The 16,995-nt window shown below is 46.4% G+C and carries 18 protein-coding genes; 16 read left to right on the top strand and 2 right to left on the bottom strand.

From position 1 onward, the window contains the following. Positions 1–52: 52 nt before the first annotated feature. The 7 genes from hfq to motX all read left to right on the top strand — a co-directional run bounded on the left by hfq (position 53) and on the right by motX (position 6,435). Positions 53–319 carry an RNA chaperone Hfq gene (gene hfq, locus L4C35_RS21365; protein WP_048900349.1) on the top strand — a complete coding sequence of 89 codons (267 nt, stop codon included), beginning with the start codon at positions 53–55 and terminating at the stop codon, positions 317–319. Positions 320–344: 25 nt separating this feature from the next. After that, positions 345–1,634 (top strand): ribosome rescue GTPase HflX, encoded by a 1,290-nt coding sequence (gene hflX, locus L4C35_RS21360; RefSeq protein ID WP_428464790.1) that lies wholly within the window; start codon positions 345–347, stop codon positions 1,632–1,634. Between the two features lie 51 nt (positions 1,635–1,685). After that, a complete protein-coding gene (hflK, locus tag L4C35_RS21355) occupies positions 1,686–2,846 on the top strand; it encodes an FtsH protease activity modulator HflK (protein ID WP_428464789.1) in 1,161 nt (386 codons plus the stop codon). A gap of 2 nt (positions 2,847–2,848) precedes the next feature. Next, complete coding sequence (hflC, locus tag L4C35_RS21350) at positions 2,849–3,841, top strand: protease modulator HflC (RefSeq protein ID WP_428464788.1); 993 nt, start codon at positions 2,849–2,851, stop codon at positions 3,839–3,841. Positions 3,842–3,905: 64 nt separating this feature from the next. Further along, positions 3,906–4,100 (top strand): DUF2065 domain-containing protein, encoded by a 195-nt coding sequence (locus L4C35_RS21345; protein ID WP_428464787.1) that lies wholly within the window; start codon positions 3,906–3,908, stop codon positions 4,098–4,100. A gap of 122 nt (positions 4,101–4,222) precedes the next feature. Continuing rightward, complete coding sequence (locus tag L4C35_RS21340; protein WP_428464786.1) at positions 4,223–5,539, top strand: adenylosuccinate synthase; 1,317 nt, start codon at positions 4,223–4,225, stop codon at positions 5,537–5,539. A 269-nt stretch (positions 5,540–5,808) separates the two neighbouring features. After that, positions 5,809–6,435, top strand: coding sequence for a flagellar protein MotX (gene motX, locus L4C35_RS21335; protein ID WP_428464785.1), 627 nt, complete (start codon positions 5,809–5,811; stop codon positions 6,433–6,435). 88 nt (positions 6,436–6,523) lie between these two features. On the opposite strand, the gene hmpA is transcribed toward motX, so the two are convergent. After that, positions 6,524–7,708: an NO-inducible flavohemoprotein gene (gene hmpA / locus L4C35_RS21330; RefSeq protein WP_489685851.1), complete on the bottom strand. Its 1,185-nt coding sequence runs from the start codon at positions 7,706–7,708 to the stop codon at positions 6,524–6,526. A 106-nt stretch (positions 7,709–7,814) separates the two neighbouring features. Between hmpA and nsrR the strand changes: the two genes are divergently transcribed. The 7 genes from nsrR (at position 7,815) to rplI (ending at position 13,426) form a co-directional block, all read left to right on the top strand. Continuing rightward, positions 7,815–8,255, top strand: coding sequence for a nitric oxide-sensing transcriptional repressor NsrR (gene nsrR, locus L4C35_RS21325; RefSeq protein WP_428464784.1), 441 nt, complete (start codon positions 7,815–7,817; stop codon positions 8,253–8,255). Between the two features lie 160 nt (positions 8,256–8,415). Next, positions 8,416–10,986: a ribonuclease R gene (gene rnr / locus L4C35_RS21320; protein ID WP_428464783.1), complete on the top strand. Its 2,571-nt coding sequence runs from the start codon at positions 8,416–8,418 to the stop codon at positions 10,984–10,986. 3 nt (positions 10,987–10,989) lie between these two features. Next, entirely contained in the window at positions 10,990–11,727 is a 738-nt protein-coding gene (rlmB, locus tag L4C35_RS21315; RefSeq protein ID WP_428464782.1) for a 23S rRNA (guanosine(2251)-2'-O)-methyltransferase RlmB, read from the top strand. A gap of 241 nt (positions 11,728–11,968) precedes the next feature. Then, a complete protein-coding gene (rpsF, locus tag L4C35_RS21310) occupies positions 11,969–12,382 on the top strand; it encodes a 30S ribosomal protein S6 (RefSeq protein WP_048900358.1) in 414 nt (137 codons plus the stop codon). Between the two features lie 7 nt (positions 12,383–12,389). Beyond that, positions 12,390–12,704, top strand: a complete 315-nt coding sequence (gene priB / locus L4C35_RS21305; protein WP_428464781.1) for a primosomal replication protein N — start codon at positions 12,390–12,392, stop codon at positions 12,702–12,704. 3 nt (positions 12,705–12,707) lie between these two features. After that, complete coding sequence (rpsR, locus tag L4C35_RS21300) at positions 12,708–12,935, top strand: 30S ribosomal protein S18 (RefSeq protein ID WP_006233798.1); 228 nt, start codon at positions 12,708–12,710, stop codon at positions 12,933–12,935. Positions 12,936–12,973: 38 nt separating this feature from the next. Beyond that, positions 12,974–13,426 (top strand): 50S ribosomal protein L9, encoded by a 453-nt coding sequence (gene rplI, locus L4C35_RS21295; RefSeq protein WP_428464780.1) that lies wholly within the window; start codon positions 12,974–12,976, stop codon positions 13,424–13,426. Positions 13,427–13,523: 97 nt separating this feature from the next. Here rplI and L4C35_RS21290 read toward each other — a convergent pair whose 3' ends face one another. Then, positions 13,524–14,273 (bottom strand): DUF481 domain-containing protein, encoded by a 750-nt coding sequence (locus tag L4C35_RS21290; RefSeq protein ID WP_428464779.1) that lies wholly within the window; start codon positions 14,271–14,273, stop codon positions 13,524–13,526. A gap of 208 nt (positions 14,274–14,481) precedes the next feature. On the opposite strand from L4C35_RS21290, the gene L4C35_RS21285 reads away from it, so the two are divergent. Both L4C35_RS21285 and alr read left to right on the top strand, forming a co-directional pair. Further along, positions 14,482–15,879, top strand: coding sequence for a replicative DNA helicase (locus L4C35_RS21285; protein ID WP_428464778.1), 1,398 nt, complete (start codon positions 14,482–14,484; stop codon positions 15,877–15,879). A 24-nt stretch (positions 15,880–15,903) separates the two neighbouring features. Next, on the top strand, positions 15,904–16,983 hold the full coding sequence (gene alr / locus L4C35_RS21280; RefSeq protein ID WP_428464777.1) for an alanine racemase: 1,080 nt from the start codon (positions 15,904–15,906) through the stop codon (positions 16,981–16,983). Positions 16,984–16,995 lie beyond the last annotated feature (12 nt).

The following is a 16,995-nucleotide window of genomic DNA, read 5'->3' as shown; positions in this document are numbered from 1 at the left end:
TTAATTTTTGTTCGTTGCTAATACAACTACAAACTAATAAGGAAAAGAAATAATGGCTAAGGGGCAATCTTTGCAAGACCCGTTTTTGAATGCGCTACGTCGTGAACGAATCCCGGTTTCAATTTACCTGGTAAACGGCATTAAATTGCAAGGTCAGATCGAATCATTTGACCAGTTTGTGATCCTACTTAAAAACACTGTAAACCAAATGGTATACAAGCACGCAATTTCTACTGTTGTTCCTGCTCGCCCAGTGAATCATCATCACACAGGTGAGCGTCCAGCAGGTGACCGTCCTCAAGAGAAAACAGAAGAATAATATTCTTTGTTAAGGAGTTGGTTGCTTGTTTGACCGTTATGAAGCCGGTGAGCAGGCAATTCTTGTTCATATCAACTTCACGCAAGAAGGGGAATGGGAAGATCTAAGCGAATGTGAAATGCTGGTCTCCTCTGCGGGAGTCAATACACTGCGTGTGGTAACAGGCAGCCGTAAGACTCCCCACCCTAAATATTACGTTGGAGAAGGTAAGGCGCAAGAAATTGCTGATGCGGTACGAATGGAAGGGGCTGAAATAGTCATCTTCAATCATGCCCTCTCTCCCGCGCAAGAGCGCAATTTGGAATACCTTTGTAAATGTCGGGTATTAGACCGTACTGGCCTGATATTGGATATTTTCGCCCAACGTGCGCGTACTCACGAAGGTAAGCTGCAAGTTGAGTTGGCGCAATTGCGTCATATCTCTACGCGTTTGATCCGAGGCTGGACGCACCTTGAACGCCAAAAGGGTGGGATAGGTTTACGTGGTCCTGGTGAAACTCAGTTGGAAACCGACCGTCGCTTATTACGGGATCGTATTAAGGCGATTTTACGTCGTTTAGAGAAAGTCTCGAAACAACGTGATCAAGGTCGTCGAGCGCGTAATCGTGCTGAAATTCCAACAATCTCACTTGTTGGCTATACCAATGCGGGTAAATCAACACTATTTAACCGTATTACCGATGCTGGGGTGTATGCAGCGGATCAGCTGTTTGCAACCCTCGATCCAACACTTCGCAAAATTGAAGTTGCCGATGTTGGTACTTCTATTCTTGCGGATACCGTTGGCTTTATTCGTCATTTGCCCCACGACTTAGTGGCAGCATTCAAAGCCACACTGAAAGAAACCCAAGAAGCGAGCTTGCTACTTCATGTGGTCGACGCCAGTGATGATCGTTTCCGTGAAAATATTGAAGCGGTTGACGATGTGCTTGAAGAGATCGATGCCGGTGAGGTACCGATGCTGATAGTGATGAATAAAATCGATAACCTAGAAAATGCTGAGCCACGCATTGAACGTGATGACGAGGGCGTTCCTCGCCGCGTGTGGGTATCAGCAATGGAAGGGATCGGTATCGATTTACTATTCCAAGCGCTAACAGAGCGTTTAGCTGGCACTATGATTTGCCATACCTTGCGGTTACCACCGCAACATATTGGTCGTATTCGTAGTAAGTTTTGTCAGCTGGACTGTATCTTGCGTGAAGAATATGAACCGGATGGCAGCCTGACGATTGACATTCGCTTACCGCAGGCTGATTGGTCGCGGTTAGAAAAAAGAGACAGTGCATCACTGGATGACTTTGTTGTCAGTTGAGGATGTATTGTTAAGAAAACTGTCGTCATATCACATTGATGGAGTTCTATAATGGCGTGGAATGAGCCTGGAAACAACGGCGGCCGTGATAAAGACCCTTGGGGTAATAATAATCGCGGTGGACGTGAACAAGGCCCGCCCGATCTAGATGAGGTTTTTTCAAAACTGAGTCGTAAGGTTGGCGGTATTTTTGGGAATAAGAAAGGTGGTTCTTCAACGGGTGGCGGTGGTGCTGCTGGTTTAGGAGCTATTGCGGTGCTGGCTGTTGCTGTGTGGGGCTTCTCGGGTTTCTACACTATCGGTGAAGCAGAGCGCGGTGTGGTACTTCGTTTCGGTAAGTTTTATGAAATGGTCGATCCAGGTCTGAACTGGAAACCCACTTTCATTGATGAAGTGGAAGCTGTCAACATTCAAGCAATTCGTTCACTACGTAGCTCTGGTCTTATGCTGACCAAAGATGAAAACGTACTGAAAGTAGAAATGGATGTTCAGTACCGTGTCTCTGATGCACAAAAATATCTGTTTAGCGTGACTAACGCTGACGATAGTTTGCGCCAAGCAACTGATTCAGCATTACGTGCTGTTATCGGTGACTCAAAGATGGATGAAGCACTAACAACAGGTCGTCAAACGATTCGTGCCAATACTCAAGAAGCAATTGATAAGATCATTGCGAAGTACGACATGGGTATTTTGGTTGTTGATGTGAACTTCCAATCAGCGCGTCCACCTGAAGCGGTGAAAGATGCATTCGATGATGCAATCGCAGCGCGAGAAGATGAAGAGCGTTTTGTTCGTGAAGCTGAAGCCTACAGCAATGATATTTTGCCAAAAGCGACAGGCCGTGCAGAACGTCTGAAGAAAGAAGCGGAAGGTTATTCGGAAAAAGTGGTTAACGGTGCATTGGGTGAAGTTGCTCAATTCGAAAAACTACTGCCTGAATATCTAGCAGCACCAGAAGTAACACGTAACCGTCTGTACCTAGATACGATGGAACGTGTTTACTCAAGTACAAGTAAGGTGATGATCGATTCTGAATCGAGCGGTAACTTACTGTATTTACCACTGGATAAGCTGATGAACCAAGGTGATGCTCAAGCTAAACCGAAGAAATCATCAAGCAGCTCTTACGGTATCGAGCTAGAGAAAGTGGCAACACCGACTCCAGCGACAACACCACGTAATGACACTGGTCGTCAGGGGAGATATTAATAATGCGTAAGTTAATTATCCCAGTAGTAGTGATTTTTATTGCTTTACTACTGATGTCGATCTTTGTGGTTAAAGAAGGTGACCGCGGTATTGTGGTACGTTTCGGTCGTATTATTAAAGATAATAATACCGAAGTCGCACGTATCTATGAGCCAGGCCTGCACTTTAAAGTGCCAGTGTTTGACCGTGTTCGTACGTTAGATGCGCGTATCCAAACTATGGATGATCAAGCTGACCGTTTCGTAACAGCAGAGAAAAAAGACGTAATCATTGATACTTACGTTAAGTGGCGCATCAAAGACTTTGGTGCTTACTACCTAACAACAGGTGGCGGTGATAAGTCGACAGCTGAAGCGCTATTGAAACGTAAAGTGGTTGATAGTTTACGTGCCGAAATCGGTGCGAAAGAGATCAAGCAAATCGTTTCAGGTCCTGATCGTGGCGAGAAAGTTGATCCAGGTGCCGTCATCGCTGATGACACAGCGCCAGCAACCAATATCGTTGCAGAAGTTGTGCCGCGTAAAGAAGTTGAAGGCCAACGTGATCAAATCATGGCTGATGTATTGGTTGAAGCGCAAGAAAGTGCAAAAGACCTAGGCATTGAAGTGGTTGATTTCCGTATGAAGAAAATCAACCTGCCGGATGAGATCAGCGAATCTATCTACCGTCGTATGCGTGCTGAGCGTGAATCTGTTGCACGTAAGCACCGCTCTCAAGGTCGTGAGAAAGCCGAAGTGATTCGTGCTCAATCTGAGCTAGAAGTCGCGAAGATCCTGGCTGAGGCAGATCGTGAAGCGCGTGTGGTTCGTGGTTCGGCGGATGCGACATCAGCGAAGATTTACGCTGATGCATTCAAAGGCCATGCCGAGTTCTATAACTTTGTACGTTCTCTTAAAGCGTACGAAAATAGCTTTAACTCGAAGAACGACATGTTGGTTGTTGACCCGAACTCCGATTTCTTCCGTTACATGAAGCAGTCAGACGGTATCAACTAAGTTAGCGATGCTAGTGATAATAAAGACAAGGCTCAGGCCTTGTCTTTTTTTTGGGAGTAACACAGTGAGTAATGCAATTTGGTTAGCCTTAGGGCTGGTTTTGGTATTTGAAGGGTTAGGGCCATTATTCGCCCCAAAAGGTTGGCGCGAGATGGTGGGGCAACTGGCCCAGCAAGATGATAATACTTTACGTCGGATTGGTGGGTGTTTGGTGGTTGCAGGTTGTACGATTGCCTATATGATGTATCGAAACCTGTAAATTATGCTAGCAGCTGCTTGTGACAATCTTCTTGCAAAAATAATTGCTATGGTCAAAAAATGACTGCAACCCGCACGCTAAGGTGCTAGAATCCTTTTTTAACTACTGATAGACGAAGAAAGATGGCAAATAATGTAGTCGTTCTTGGCACCCAATGGGGTGACGAAGGTAAAGGTAAGATCGTTGATCTATTAACCGAAGATGCAAAGTATGTAGTACGCTACCAAGGTGGCCACAATGCAGGTCATACCCTTGTCATTGACGGTGAGAAAACTGTCCTTCACCTGATCCCATCAGGTATCCTGCGTGACAACGTTAAATGTATCATCGGTAACGGTGTTGTACTTTCTCCAGATGCTCTGATGAAAGAAATGGGCCCACTAGAAGAACGTGGTATCCCTGTTCGTGAACGTCTGTTCCTGTCAGAAGCTTGTCCGCTAATTCTTCCATACCACATTGCACTTGACCAAGCGCGTGAGCTTGCTCGCGGTAAGAAAGCGATTGGTACAACAGGTCGTGGTATCGGTCCTGCGTACGAAGATAAAGTTGCTCGTCGCGGTCTACGCGTTGGTGACCTATTCGATAAAGCAGCATTCGCTGAGAAGCTAAAAGAAGTCATGGCTTACCATAACTTCCAGCTTGAGCACTACTACAATGCTGAACCTGTAAGCTACGAAGATGTACTAGCGGGTGTAATGGCACAAGCTGATATCCTAACTTCTATGGTTATCGACGTAACTAAAGAGCTTGATGACGCGCGTCTACGTGGCGACAAAATCATGTTCGAAGGTGCGCAAGGTACGCTGCTAGATATCGACCACGGTACTTACCCGTACGTAACTTCTTCTAACACGACTGCTGGTGGTGTTGCTGCAGGTTCTGGTTTTGGTCCTCGTCACTTAGGTTACATCCTAGGTATCGCGAAAGCATACTGCACACGTGTAGGTGCGGGTCCATTCCCAACAGAGCTATACGACGGTCTAGACAAACAAGACCCAGTTGGTAAGCATCTTGGTGAAGTGGGTAACGAGTTCGGCGCAACAACTGGCCGTCTACGTCGTACAGGTTGGTTCGATGCAGTGGCTATGCGCCGTGCTGTACAAATCAACTCAATCTCAGGTTTCTGCCTAACTAAGCTAGACGTTTTAGATGGCTTAAAAGAACTTAAGATTTGTACGGGCTACAAAACTAAAGATGGTGAAATTCTAGAAGTATCTCCAATGGCGGCTGACGCTTACGAAGATCTAGAGCTAATCTATGAAACGATGCCTGGCTGGTCTGAAAATACTTTCGGTGCTAAGTCTCTAGACGCGCTTCCACAAGCGGCACTAGATTACATCGCTCGCATCGAAGAGCTAACGGGTGTGCCAATTGATATCGTATCAACAGGTCCAGACCGTAACGAAACTATCATCAAGGTTCACCCATACGGTGAATAATTGCTGATGTTTTGTCAAAAGCCAACCTAAGGGTTGGCTTTTTTATGCCTGCTATATACCGTTATATAAAATATAAATCTGGCATTTCTCTTAGTGTCAAAAAAGAGGAATTGTTTTTGTGATACTGCGGCAAAAAAATGCCGTTTTCACGAAAAGTTATTAAAGAGTTTGCCGCGGTCGCCGATACGTTTTGTACTGCCAGAAATTTATCTGGTAAAACGGTACAGCGCTTTGGTGGCGTTGTGATTTAGGGAATACGAGCTAGTGTGATGAAACTGCGTACGTTACTTCTTTCAACAGTGTTGGTTGCAACCCCCGTACACGCCCTTGAAAGCGTGGGTGAAGCGGTAGAAGTGTACACAGAATCTGAGCTATTTCGCTTATTCGACACCAATAGCCACCTTGAACGTGTAAAAGCAGACGATTGTCAGCTAGTACAAGATATTGAAGCGCGTGCCCAGCGTGTAGAATCACCCGCCTATGAGTTTTTGTACGGCGATATGCTCGCATGGGGGGTGTGTGTTGATCGCGATGTTGAGCTGGGGATTGATTACATGCAATCTGCTGCGCATCAGGGGTCGCCAGCAGCACTCGAACAATTAGGGCGTTATTTCGCACGCGGTATCTTAGTTCAGCAAGACAGAGAACGTGCAATTCCTTATTTGCGTGAAGCTGCCGCTATGGGAAATGTGGCTGCTCGTATTCAACTGGCCGAATTGCTACTTAGCAATTATGGTAGCCCGCTTGATTTTGAAGATGCTTACCGCTGGCTGTATAACACAGTCGTCGCCAATAAATCGACCCACCGTAAAATCACCACATTAAGGCGCAATCTTGAAACGCATATGCCAGCCAATGTGATCGCACGGGCGAAACGCCGCGATACGTTTTGGTGAGCCTTTAAGCGAACCTTTAGCTAAAATTGCAGACATAAAAAAGAGCGCCGATGCGCTCTTTTTCAGTATTTGGGGCTCTAATTGTTCACTAGAGTACTTTATGCGGACCAAAGCATTCGTAATGAATACGATCTTCGCTTACGCCTAGTGCGATAAGCTGCTTCGCAACATGCTGCATGAAGCCTATAGGGCCACAGAAGTAGTACTCCATTTCTGGGTGCATGATGGTTTCTTTTACTTTATTGAGATCAATTAAGCCTGAAAAATCAAAATCTTCAGCTGGACGATCTGTTGCCAATGGTTCACGGTACCAGGTTGTGGCTGCGATATGATCATATTGATCAACTAACGCGTTAACATGATCCTTGAAAGCATGGTGATCGCCATTTTCTGCCGCGTGTAACCAGTTAACCGCAGCTTGGTGCGAGGTTAGCGTTTCTAGCATGGATAGAGTTGGAGTTAAACCTACCCCCGCAGACACTAAAGTAACCGGTGTTGTCGGTGCGGCTGCTAAGAAAAAATCACCCGCAGGGGCTGCTAGTTGGACCTTATCACCCACTTGTAATTGAGTGTGTAGGTAGCTAGACACTTTGCCACCTTGCTCGCGTTTTACTGAAATTCGGTAGGTATCAGCCTGAGGCGAAGAAGATAAACTGTACTGGCGAATTTCTTGGTTATCAAACTCTTCTGGTGTGAGGTAAATGCCTAAATATTGCCCCGGCTTAAAACTTGATACGGGGTTACCATCGGTTGGCTTGAAGGTGAAGCTAGTGATCACGCTAGACTCTTGCTGTTTCGCAATCACTTCAAATTCACGGGTACCACGCCAGCCGCCATCTTTCGCTGCATTTTCTTGGTAAATCGCTTCTTCACGTTGAATAAAGACATTTGCAAGCACACCATACGCTTCGCCCCATGCATCCAGCACAGCCTGTCCTGGTGATAAAAGTTCATCGATAGTTGCTAGTAGGTGACCGCCGACAATTGCGTATTGCTCGGCAGTGATCATAAAACTGGTGTGTTTATGGGCTATTTTTTCAACCGCAGGCAACAAGGCGGCAAGGTTATCGATATTATTTGCGTATGCACAAATAGCATTAAACAACGCCTCACGTTGATCGCCATTGCGCTGGTTACTCATGTTAAAAATATCTTTTAGCTCAGGGTTATGACTAAACATACGGTCATAGAAGTGAGCGGTCAGAGCAGGACCTGTTTGAGCGATAACAGGCGCTGTTGCTTTGACGGTATCAATGGTTTGTTGGCTAATCATTACGACTTTCTCTTGAAGTTGTATTTATAATGTATGTTATAAGTTGTATCTGATCTGTATCTTTTAGTCAATAACAAGATTAGAATACTTGCTAGGAGGAGCTATTGTGCAGTTAACCAGTTTTACCGATTTTGGCTTAAGGGCGTTGATCTATCTTGCCACCTTGCCTGAAGGCGAATTAGCCAGCATTACGAAAGTGACAGACGTTTACAGCGTATCGCGTAACCACATGGTCAAGATTATTAATAAGCTTGGTCAATTAGGCTACGTTGAAACTGTGCGCGGTAAAAATGGTGGTATTCGATTAGGTATGGCAGCGAAAGACATTGTTGTCGGCGATGTTGTACGTGCCATTGAGCCACTTCAAATTGTCAATTGCAGTGAAGATTTTTGTCACATCACCCCTGCTTGCCGTTTGAAAGGCATTTTGTCGACAGCACGCGAGGCGTTTTTGCATGAGCTTGATCAGCATACGTTGGAAAGTTTAATTGATGATAACCCACCCCTGCGTGTGTTATTAGATGTGCCAACCGAGCCGCTGAACTAATTGTTGTACAATCTCTCTTAAAGGCACGTTTCTGTGCCATCCTCAAATTCTGTGGAGTGGAGTACTTAGGTTGATGACCTTAAATTTGTACTTGGCTCCCATCTGTTCACCTATGGTCTGGATATACTAATGTTATGTCCTCGCCAATATGGATCTATTTATGCCTAAAGGTACTACCGATTTACCGGTCGATCCTTTCCGCGATCGCGAAGCGTCAAACTACGAAAATCCTATCCCAAGCCGTGAAATGTTGCTTGAAGTTATCCGTGGTTTCAGTACGCCTGTGAGCCGCGATCAACTGTTTGCTGAGTTGAAATTGGAAGGAGATGACCACTACGAAGGTCTTCGTCGCCGCTTACGCGCGATGGAGCGAGATGGTCAGCTTATATTTACACGTCGCCAGTGCTACGCCTTGCCTGAGCGTCTTGATTTGATCAAAGGCTATGTTATCGGCCACCGCGATGGCTTCGGGTTTATTCGCCCAGAAGGCAGCGTAGGTAAAGATAACGACTTAATGTTACCGAACCACCAGATGCGTGGTGTTTTACATGGTGACTACATTCTTGCTCAAGCTGATGGCGTTGATAAGCGTGGCCGTCGTGAAGGCCGCGTGGTACGTGTACTACAAGAACGTACCGGCCAAATTGTGGGTCGCTTCTTTGTTGAAGACGGTATGGGCTATGTGGTACCTGATGATTCGCGCATTGCACAAGATATCGTGATCCCACAAGACCATCGTATGGGTGCCCGTATGGGTAATGTCGTGGTTGTCGAGATCAGTCAGCGTGCTACCCGTCAATACAATGCTATTGGCAAAGTGGTTGAAGTACTTGGTGAGAATATGGCACCAGGTATGGAAATTGAAATTGCACTGCGAACCCATGACATTCCGCATGAATGGCCAGCTGAAGTAGAAAAGCAGATTAAAGGTCTCGGCGAGCATGTGCCAGAAGAAGCCAAGCAAGGCCGTGTTGATTTACGTGATTTACCGTTAGTGACCATTGATGGTGAAGATGCACGTGACTTCGATGATGCGGTTTTCTGTGAGCGTAAAAAGTCTGGTGGCTGGCGTTTATGGGTCGCGATCGCTGATGTGAGTCACTATGTTCGTCAAGGAACAGCACTGGATAAAGAAGCGGTTAACCGTGGTAACTCGGTGTACTTCCCATCGCAAGTGATCCCAATGCTGCCGGAAGTGTTGTCGAACGGTCTATGTTCGCTTAACCCGCAAGTTGATCGCTTGTGTATGGTGTGTGAAATGACGATTTCAGACACAGGTAAGCTATCAGGTTACAAGCATTACGAAGCCGTAATGAACTCACATGCGCGTCTGACTTACACCAAAGTGAGTAAGATGTTGGATGGTGATGAAGTGCTACGTGAGCGTTATCAGCCGCTTGTTCCTCATCTTGAAGAGCTGTTTGCGATGTACAAAACGATCAAAAAATCACGTGAAGAACGTGGTGCGATCGAATTTGAAACTATCGAGACTCAGTTTATCTTCAATGCTGATCGTAAGATCGACCGCATTGTACCGGCAGAGCGAAACGAAGCGCATAAGATCATCGAAGAATGTATGATCATGGCGAACGTTGCTTCGGCCCGCTTTGTTGAAAAAGCCAAAGAGCCAGCACTGTATCGTGTCCACGATAGCCCTGGTGAAGAGCGCCTAACAGGTTTCCGTGATTTCTTGGGTGAGCTGAGCTTAAATCTATCGGGTGGTTTAGCGCCGTCGCCAAGTGATTACGCAGCGTTAGCGGCGATGATCCAGGATCGTCCAGATAAAGAACTGATCCAAACCATGCTGCTACGCTCAATGAAGCAGGCGGTTTATCAGGGCGATAATATTGGTCACTTTGGTTTGGCGCTTAAGCAGTATGCGCACTTTACCTCGCCAATTCGTCGCTACCCAGATTTAACGCTGCACCGTGCACTTAAATATTTAATTGCTAAGCAGAACGGTACCAATACCGATCGTTGGACACCAACAGGTGGCTATCATTACTCGTTTGATGATATTGATGCACTGGGCGAGCAATGTTCGACGACCGAACGTCGTGCAGATGATGCAACCCGTGATGTAGCAGATTGGCTCAAGTGTGAGTACATGCAAGATCACCTAGGGGATGAGTTTGAAGGTGTGATTGCCAATGTCACAGGCTTTGGTTTCTTTGTTCGTTTAACGGAACTGAATATCGATGGCTTAGTGCATATCTCGAACCTAGCGAATGACTATTATCAGTTTGATCCTGTCGGCCAGCGTTTAGTGGGTGATAGCTCAGGTCAAATTTATCGTTTAGGCGATAGCGTGAAAGTAAAAGTTGCGGCAATTAATCTTAATGATCGCCAGATTGATTTTGATATTGTGGGCACGTCACGCAAAGCACGTGGTGCGGGTAAAACAGCGAAAACCCGAGAAAAGCAACAGCGCATGCGTAAAGCGCAAGGCTTACAGCGTCAAAACCTGAAATCTTACCGCGTGGAAGGTGGTGAAGCGCAGGCGGATGCTGAGCAAGAACACCGTGCTAAATCGAAGAAAGATCGTTCGTCGGTTCGTCAGAAGCTAAAAGCTGGCGCGATCCCTAAAGAAGGTGATGATAAAAAGCCTAAGGGACGCCGCAACGACGATACCAAACCGAAAACGAAAAGCAGAAAGAAACCATCGGCTGCTGCTCGTAAAAAGAAAAAGCAACGCGCGGGCAAAGCTGAACGCGCCGCAAAGAAGAATTAAGTAATGAGTAATGAAATGATTTTCGGCATTCATGCCGTCAAAGCTGTATTAGCGTCAGATCCTGCACGCTTTATTGAAGTCTTCGTCCTGAAAGGCCGCGAAGACGACCGCCTTCAGCCTGTGCTGGACGAGCTCAACATGCTAGGCATTACTGTCCAGCAAGCGGGCCGTAAAGCATTGGATGACAAAGCGAAAGGTGCTTCTCACCAAGGTGTCATTGCACGTGTTAAAGCGGGTAAGCAGTACAACGAAAATGACCTCGATACGATCCTCGCGGGTAAAGAAAATCCGCTATTGTTGGTGCTAGATGGTGTGACGGATCCGCACAACCTTGGCGCGTGTCTGCGTAATGCTGATGCTGCCGGTGCGGTTGCTGTTATCGTTCCTAAAGACCGTTCAGCACAACTAAATGGTACGGCTTCTAAAGTGGCGTGTGGTGCTGCTGAAGTTGTGCCATTGGTACGTGTGACCAACCTTGCTCGTACGCTACGTGCGCTACAAGAGCACGGGGTATGGGTGGTAGGCACCGCAGGTGAAGCCACGCATGATGTGTACCAAAGTAAGCTAACAGGGCCATTAGCGATTGTGATGGGTGCGGAAGGCGATGGTATGCGCCGTCTAACGCGTGAAACCTGTGATGACTTAATTAAAATCCCAATGGCGGGTACGGTTTCAAGCTTGAATGTCTCGGTTGCGACCGGTATTTGCTTGTTTGAAGCTGTGCGTCAACGTCAAAGCTAATCGTGAGTGATTAAGGCTGGTTTCAGCCATAATTCTCAGTAAAAATGCTAATGAGAGGGTTGCTATTACGGCAACCCTTTTTATTTGGTGGTATTTACAGGAATGGACGTAAAAAGCCTTGCGAAAATTGCCCATTCTCTATACTATTCTGCCTCCAAATTCTCGGTTCTTTTTTAGTTCCTTGCTTCCTCTGGATAACCGAGCCAATTCAGGAAGCTGATTAATCCGTAAGGAGCAACCAATGCGTCATTACGAAATCGTATTCATGGTGCACCCTGATCAAAGCGAACAGGTTGCTGGCATGATCGAACGTTACACTGGTTCAATCAAAGATTCTGGTGGTCAAATTCACCGTCTAGAAGATTGGGGTCGCCGTCAAATGGCTTACCCAATCAACAAACTGCACAAAGCACACTACGTTCTTATGAACGTTGAAGCTGAGCAGTCTGTAATTGACGAGCTTGAGTCTAGCTTCCGTTTCAACGATGCAGTGATCCGTAACATGATCATGCGTGCGAAAAACGCTGTTACTGAGCCATCTCCAATGATGAAGGCTAAAGAAGAGCGTACAGAGCGTTTCTCTAAGCGTGACGAGCGTTCAGAAGCTCCAGCAGAAGCTCCAGCGAAAGCTGAAGGTGAAGCAGCAGCTGAGTAATTTGTAAATGACCAATCGTCTGGTGTTATCTGGCGTTATCGCCAAAGAGCCCAAACGAAGCCAATCCCCGGCAGGCGTACCTCATTGTCACTTTGTGCTTGAGCATCGTTCCTACCAACGGGAAGCTGATTTACCACGGCAAGTGTATTGTTACATTAACGTGGTAGTTAGCGGCAAAGGTTTACAAGTACTCACTCAAGATTTAGCTGTTGGCAGTTCTATTAAGGCTTCGGGATTTATCTCGTACCAAACCGGCCGTAATGGTATCGGTAAATTAGTATTACATGCTGACCACATTGAAATAAATTGTTCAGGAGATTAGCCCATGGCACGTTTCTTCCGTCGTCGTAAATTCTGCCGTTTCACTGCAGAAGACGTACAAGAGATCGACTACAAAGACGTAGTTACTCTAAAAAACTACATTACTGAAGCTGGTAAAATTGTACCTAGCCGTATCACTGGTACTCGCGCTAAATACCAACGTCAGCTAGCTCGCGCTATCAAGCGTTCTCGTTACCTAGCACTTCTACCATACACAGATAAGCATCTGTAATCGGTAGCGGCTAAATTAAGTTTAAGAGGACATAGATAATGCAAGTTATTCTACTTGATAAAATCGGTAACCTAGGTGGCCTTGGCGACCAAGTTAACGTTAAATCTGGCTACGCTCGTAACTTCCTTATCCCACAGGGTAAAGCAGTTATGGCAACTAAAGCTAACGTTGAAATGTTTGAAACTCGCCGTGCTGAACTAGAAGCTAAAGTTGCTGAGCAACTAGCTGCTTCTCAAGCTCGTGCAGACAAACTAAGCGCTCTAGAAGCAGTTGTTATTGCTTCTAAAGCTGGTGACGAAGGTAAACTATTCGGTTCTATCGGTACTCGTGACATCGCTGACGCTATTACAGCGGCAGGTGTTGCAGTAGCGAAGAGCGAAGTTCGTCTACCTGAAGGCGCGCTACGTACTACTGGTGAATTCGAAGTTAGCATCCAGCTACACTCTGAAGTATTCGCTACAATTAACCTAAACGTTGTAGCTGAAGCTTAATAACGTTTTGTGTTAATTAAAAAACCAGCCTTAGGGCTGGTTTTTTTATGCCTGTAATTTAGGAGTTGATAAAGCTGGCGGGCAATAAGGGAGAGATTTAAATCTTAAACAGCAATGTCATCGTGAGCGTGGAGTCGCGCTTCTTTAGACCTTCAGGTACCCAAGTATTGTACTTTTGAGTATTACTGACCTTAATCGCAATGTGCTCGGTGATCGAACTGGTTAAGTTCACTTCGGCCTCTAAAGTACTATTACTATTCCCCCCGATCCCTGTAATACGGGTATTCACTTCCACCGCTTTGGTTGGCTTCCATGTAAACTTGGTGCTACCACGAATAATGATTTCTTGTACCGTTTCTGGCACCACAATGTCATCGTCATCGATCTCATCAAAGTTTGGGTCTTGAAAACGATAGCCAGGGCCTGCTTCGATTTCCATCTGAAATGTTTCTCGACGGATTAACTGGTAACCCAAACCGGTTGCGAGCGTGAAATCATTAAAATATGGGCCGTAGCGATCGTTGGTGTAATTCGCATTACCCAAGATATAGGTACGCTCATTGATCTTCATATCGCTTTGCAATTCAAGCTGGCCTTTACGCTTATCTTCTTTTTCGTTTTTGGTGGCCAGTAAGTACTTGGCTTCCGCGGTATTACGAAATTGATTTTTTACGTAGGTTAGCCCGAGGCGGCTATTCAATGATTGAGAATCCGAGTTACCTGATAGCGATTGATAACCCAATTCGATTTCGGTTTTTAGCGGTGAAGGAGGCGCTTGTACTTCTTCTTCCTCAGCATAGGCGGTGCTGGTGGCGAGCAGTAGTGCAGCAAAGAGATATTTAGCCAAGCATCCTCCTACAAGTGTATAAATGGAAAGAAAGCGCTCAGTGTACCGTAATATTGTCAACTTTTGGTCAGGAATTCTGTGGTGAATATCGATTAGAATTAAAAAGCGCATAATAGACAACAGATACCGAGTTCCAATGAGTTTTTCACTACTAAACCGTGAATGAGGTATACTATCAGGCTACGTTTTTAGTAAGTGCGCGATCCCTATGGCAGAGAAAAGTAAACCGAATAATCAACGAGATACCCAAGTGGATGCCATTAAAATGCCTCCACATTCATTGGAAGCCGAGCAATCCGTTTTAGGTGGTTTGTTGCTTGATAATGAAAAATGGGACTCCGTTGCCGAAAAAATCTTGGCGAGTGACTTTTACAGTCGCCCTCATCGTATTATTTTCGAGTCGGTCACGGCTTTGCTGGAAGGTGGTAAGCCGCTGGATTTGATCACCTTATCCGAGCAGCTGGAACAAGCGGATAAACTTGAAGATGTGGGTGGTTTTGCGTACTTAGCCGAATTGGCAAAAAATACGCCATCGGCTGCTAATATTGCAGCTTACACTGACATCGTACGTGAGCGGGCGATGATCCGAGGCATGATCGGGGTGGCAAATGAAATCGCCGACGCCGGTTATGATCCGCAAGGCCGCACCAGTGAAGATTTGCTGGATATGGCGGAAAGTAAAGTTTTCGCGATTGCCGAGCAACGTACCTCAGAAAATGAAGGCCCACAGAATGTGGATACGATTCTAGAAAAAACGCTAGAACGTATCGAGCTGTTATACCAATCCCCACAAGATGGTGTAACGGGTGTGACCACGGGCTTTACCGACCTCAATAAAAAAACGGCAGGCTTACAAGGGTCTGACTTGATTATTGTGGCGGCACGTCCATCCATGGGTAAAACGACCTTCGCGATGAACTTGTGTGAAAACGCAGCCATGGATCAAGAGAAACCCGTGCTGATTTTCTCACTAGAGATGCCCGCGGAACAAATCATGATGCGTATGTTGGCCTCGCTTTCACGCGTGGACCAAACCAAGATCCGTACCGGTCAGCTTGATGATGAAGATTGGGCGCGTATTTCTTCAACCATGGGAATCCTCATGGAGAAGAAAAACATGTACATCGATGATAGCTCAGGCCTAACACCAACAGATGTGCGTTCGCGTGCTCGCCGTATTGCCCGTGACCACGGTGGCCTGAGTATGATCATGGTCGATTACTTGCAGCTCATGCGAGTACCAGGTTTACAAGATAACCGTACGTTAGAGATTTCAGAGATTTCACGCTCATTGAAAGCCTTGGCAAAAGAACTGAACGTTCCTGTTGTTGCCTTGTCTCAGCTTAACCGTTCCTTGGAGCAACGTGCAGATAAACGTCCGATTAACTCGGACTTACGTGAATCTGGAGCGATCGAGCAGGATGCCGATTTGATCATGTTTATCTATCGTGATGAGGTCTATCACGAAGAGAGTGCGCTGAAAGGTATTGCCGAAATTATTATTGGTAAGCAACGTAACGGTCCGATCGGCTCAGTACGTTTAACTTTCCAAGGTCAATTTTCACGATTTGATAATTACGCAGGCCCTGCGTTTGACGAAGAATAATAACCACATCACTAGGAACTCGCGATGAAAGCGGCTACCGCCTATATCAGTACCGATGCGCTGCAGCACAATATTGCTCAACTGCGCCAAAAAGCCCCGACCAGCAAAATGCTAGCGGTGGTTAAAGCGAATGCTTATGGCCATGGCCTTTTGCCTGTCGCACAACACCTAACGGATGTTGATGGTTTTGGCGTTGCCCGTATTGAAGAGGCGCTAACGTTGCGAGCCGGTGGGATTGTTAAGCCGATTTTATTGTTGGAAGGCTTTTACAGTGCTGCTGACTTGCCAGTATTAGTTACCAATAATATTCATACCGTAGTACATAGCGTTGAACAGCTTGCTGCACTTGAAGAGGCTGAACTTGAAACCCCTGTTGTGGTATGGCTAAAAATTGACAGTGGCATGCACCGTCTAGGTGTACGCCCTGAGCAATTTACTGATTTTGTGACGCGTTTACATACCTGTAAGAACGTCGCAAAGCCACTGCGTTATATGAGCCACTTTGGCTGTGCGGACGATTTTGCAAGCTCGGTGACTGCAGAGCAGTTGGACACCTTTTTAAGCCTAACGGCAGGTTGTGCGGGTGAGCGCTCACTCGCGGCTTCTGCGGGTACATTAGCCTGGCCTGACAGTCAACTTGAGTGGATCCGCCCTGGGATCATTATGTACGGTGTATCGCCGTTTACTGAACCTGAGCGTAACGCCAATGCCTTCTCGATGAAGCCTGTTATGACCCTGACTTCATCACTGATTGCAGTGCGTGATGTGAAAAAAGGCGAAGCGGTTGGTTATGGTGGAACCTGGGTGAGTCAGCGAGACACTAAAGTTGGTGTTATTGCGATAGGCTATGGTGATGGCTATCCGCGTTCAGCGCCCAATGGCACCCCAGTGCTAGTGAATGGCCGTGTGGTACCTATGGCTGGGCGAGTATCAATGGACATGCTAACCGTAGATCTTGGCCCTGACTGTAATGATAAAGTCGGAGACGAAGCGATTTTGTGGGGGCAAGGATTACCTGCCGAAATCGTCGCGCAATATGTGGGGACGATTGCGTATGAACTCGTCACCAAGTTAACGCCGCGTGTGGCTATGGCCTATACCTAGGCTGTTATACCT

It is taken from the genome of Photobacterium kagoshimensis, assembly GCF_050337045.1.
Classification (GTDB): Bacteria; Pseudomonadota; Gammaproteobacteria; order Enterobacterales; family Vibrionaceae; genus Photobacterium; species Photobacterium kagoshimensis.
Note: the sequence above shows the minus strand (reverse complement) of the source record. Positions and strands in the feature narration are given on the sequence as shown.

Bases quoted from the DNA above. Each gene is read 5' to 3' on its own strand.
- hfq (WP_048900349.1), top strand. From the start codon at position 53: ATGGCTAAGGGGCAATCTTTGCAAGACCCGTTTTTGAATGCGCTACGT.
- hflC (WP_428464788.1), top strand. From the start codon at position 2,849: ATGCGTAAGTTAATTATCCCAGTAGTAGTGATTTTTATTGCTTTACTA.
- hflK (WP_428464789.1), top strand. From the start codon at position 1,686: ATGGCGTGGAATGAGCCTGGAAACAACGGCGGCCGTGATAAAGACCCT.
- rplI (WP_428464780.1), top strand. From the start codon at position 12,974: ATGCAAGTTATTCTACTTGATAAAATCGGTAACCTAGGTGGCCTTGGC.
- alr (WP_428464777.1), top strand. From the start codon at position 15,904: ATGAAAGCGGCTACCGCCTATATCAGTACCGATGCGCTGCAGCACAAT.
- motX (WP_428464785.1), top strand. From the start codon at position 5,809: ATGAAACTGCGTACGTTACTTCTTTCAACAGTGTTGGTTGCAACCCCC.
- rpsR (WP_006233798.1), top strand. From the start codon at position 12,708: ATGGCACGTTTCTTCCGTCGTCGTAAATTCTGCCGTTTCACTGCAGAA.
- L4C35_RS21285 (WP_428464778.1), top strand. From the start codon at position 14,482: ATGGCAGAGAAAAGTAAACCGAATAATCAACGAGATACCCAAGTGGAT.
- rpsF (WP_048900358.1), top strand. From the start codon at position 11,969: ATGCGTCATTACGAAATCGTATTCATGGTGCACCCTGATCAAAGCGAA.
- priB (WP_428464781.1), top strand. From the start codon at position 12,390: ATGACCAATCGTCTGGTGTTATCTGGCGTTATCGCCAAAGAGCCCAAA.
- hmpA (WP_489685851.1), bottom strand. From the start codon at position 7,708: ATGATTAGCCAACAAACCATTGATACCGTCAAAGCAACAGCGCCTGTT.
- rnr (WP_428464783.1), top strand. From the start codon at position 8,416: ATGCCTAAAGGTACTACCGATTTACCGGTCGATCCTTTCCGCGATCGC.
- L4C35_RS21340 (WP_428464786.1), top strand. From the start codon at position 4,223: ATGGCAAATAATGTAGTCGTTCTTGGCACCCAATGGGGTGACGAAGGT.
- rlmB (WP_428464782.1), top strand. From the start codon at position 10,990: ATGAGTAATGAAATGATTTTCGGCATTCATGCCGTCAAAGCTGTATTA.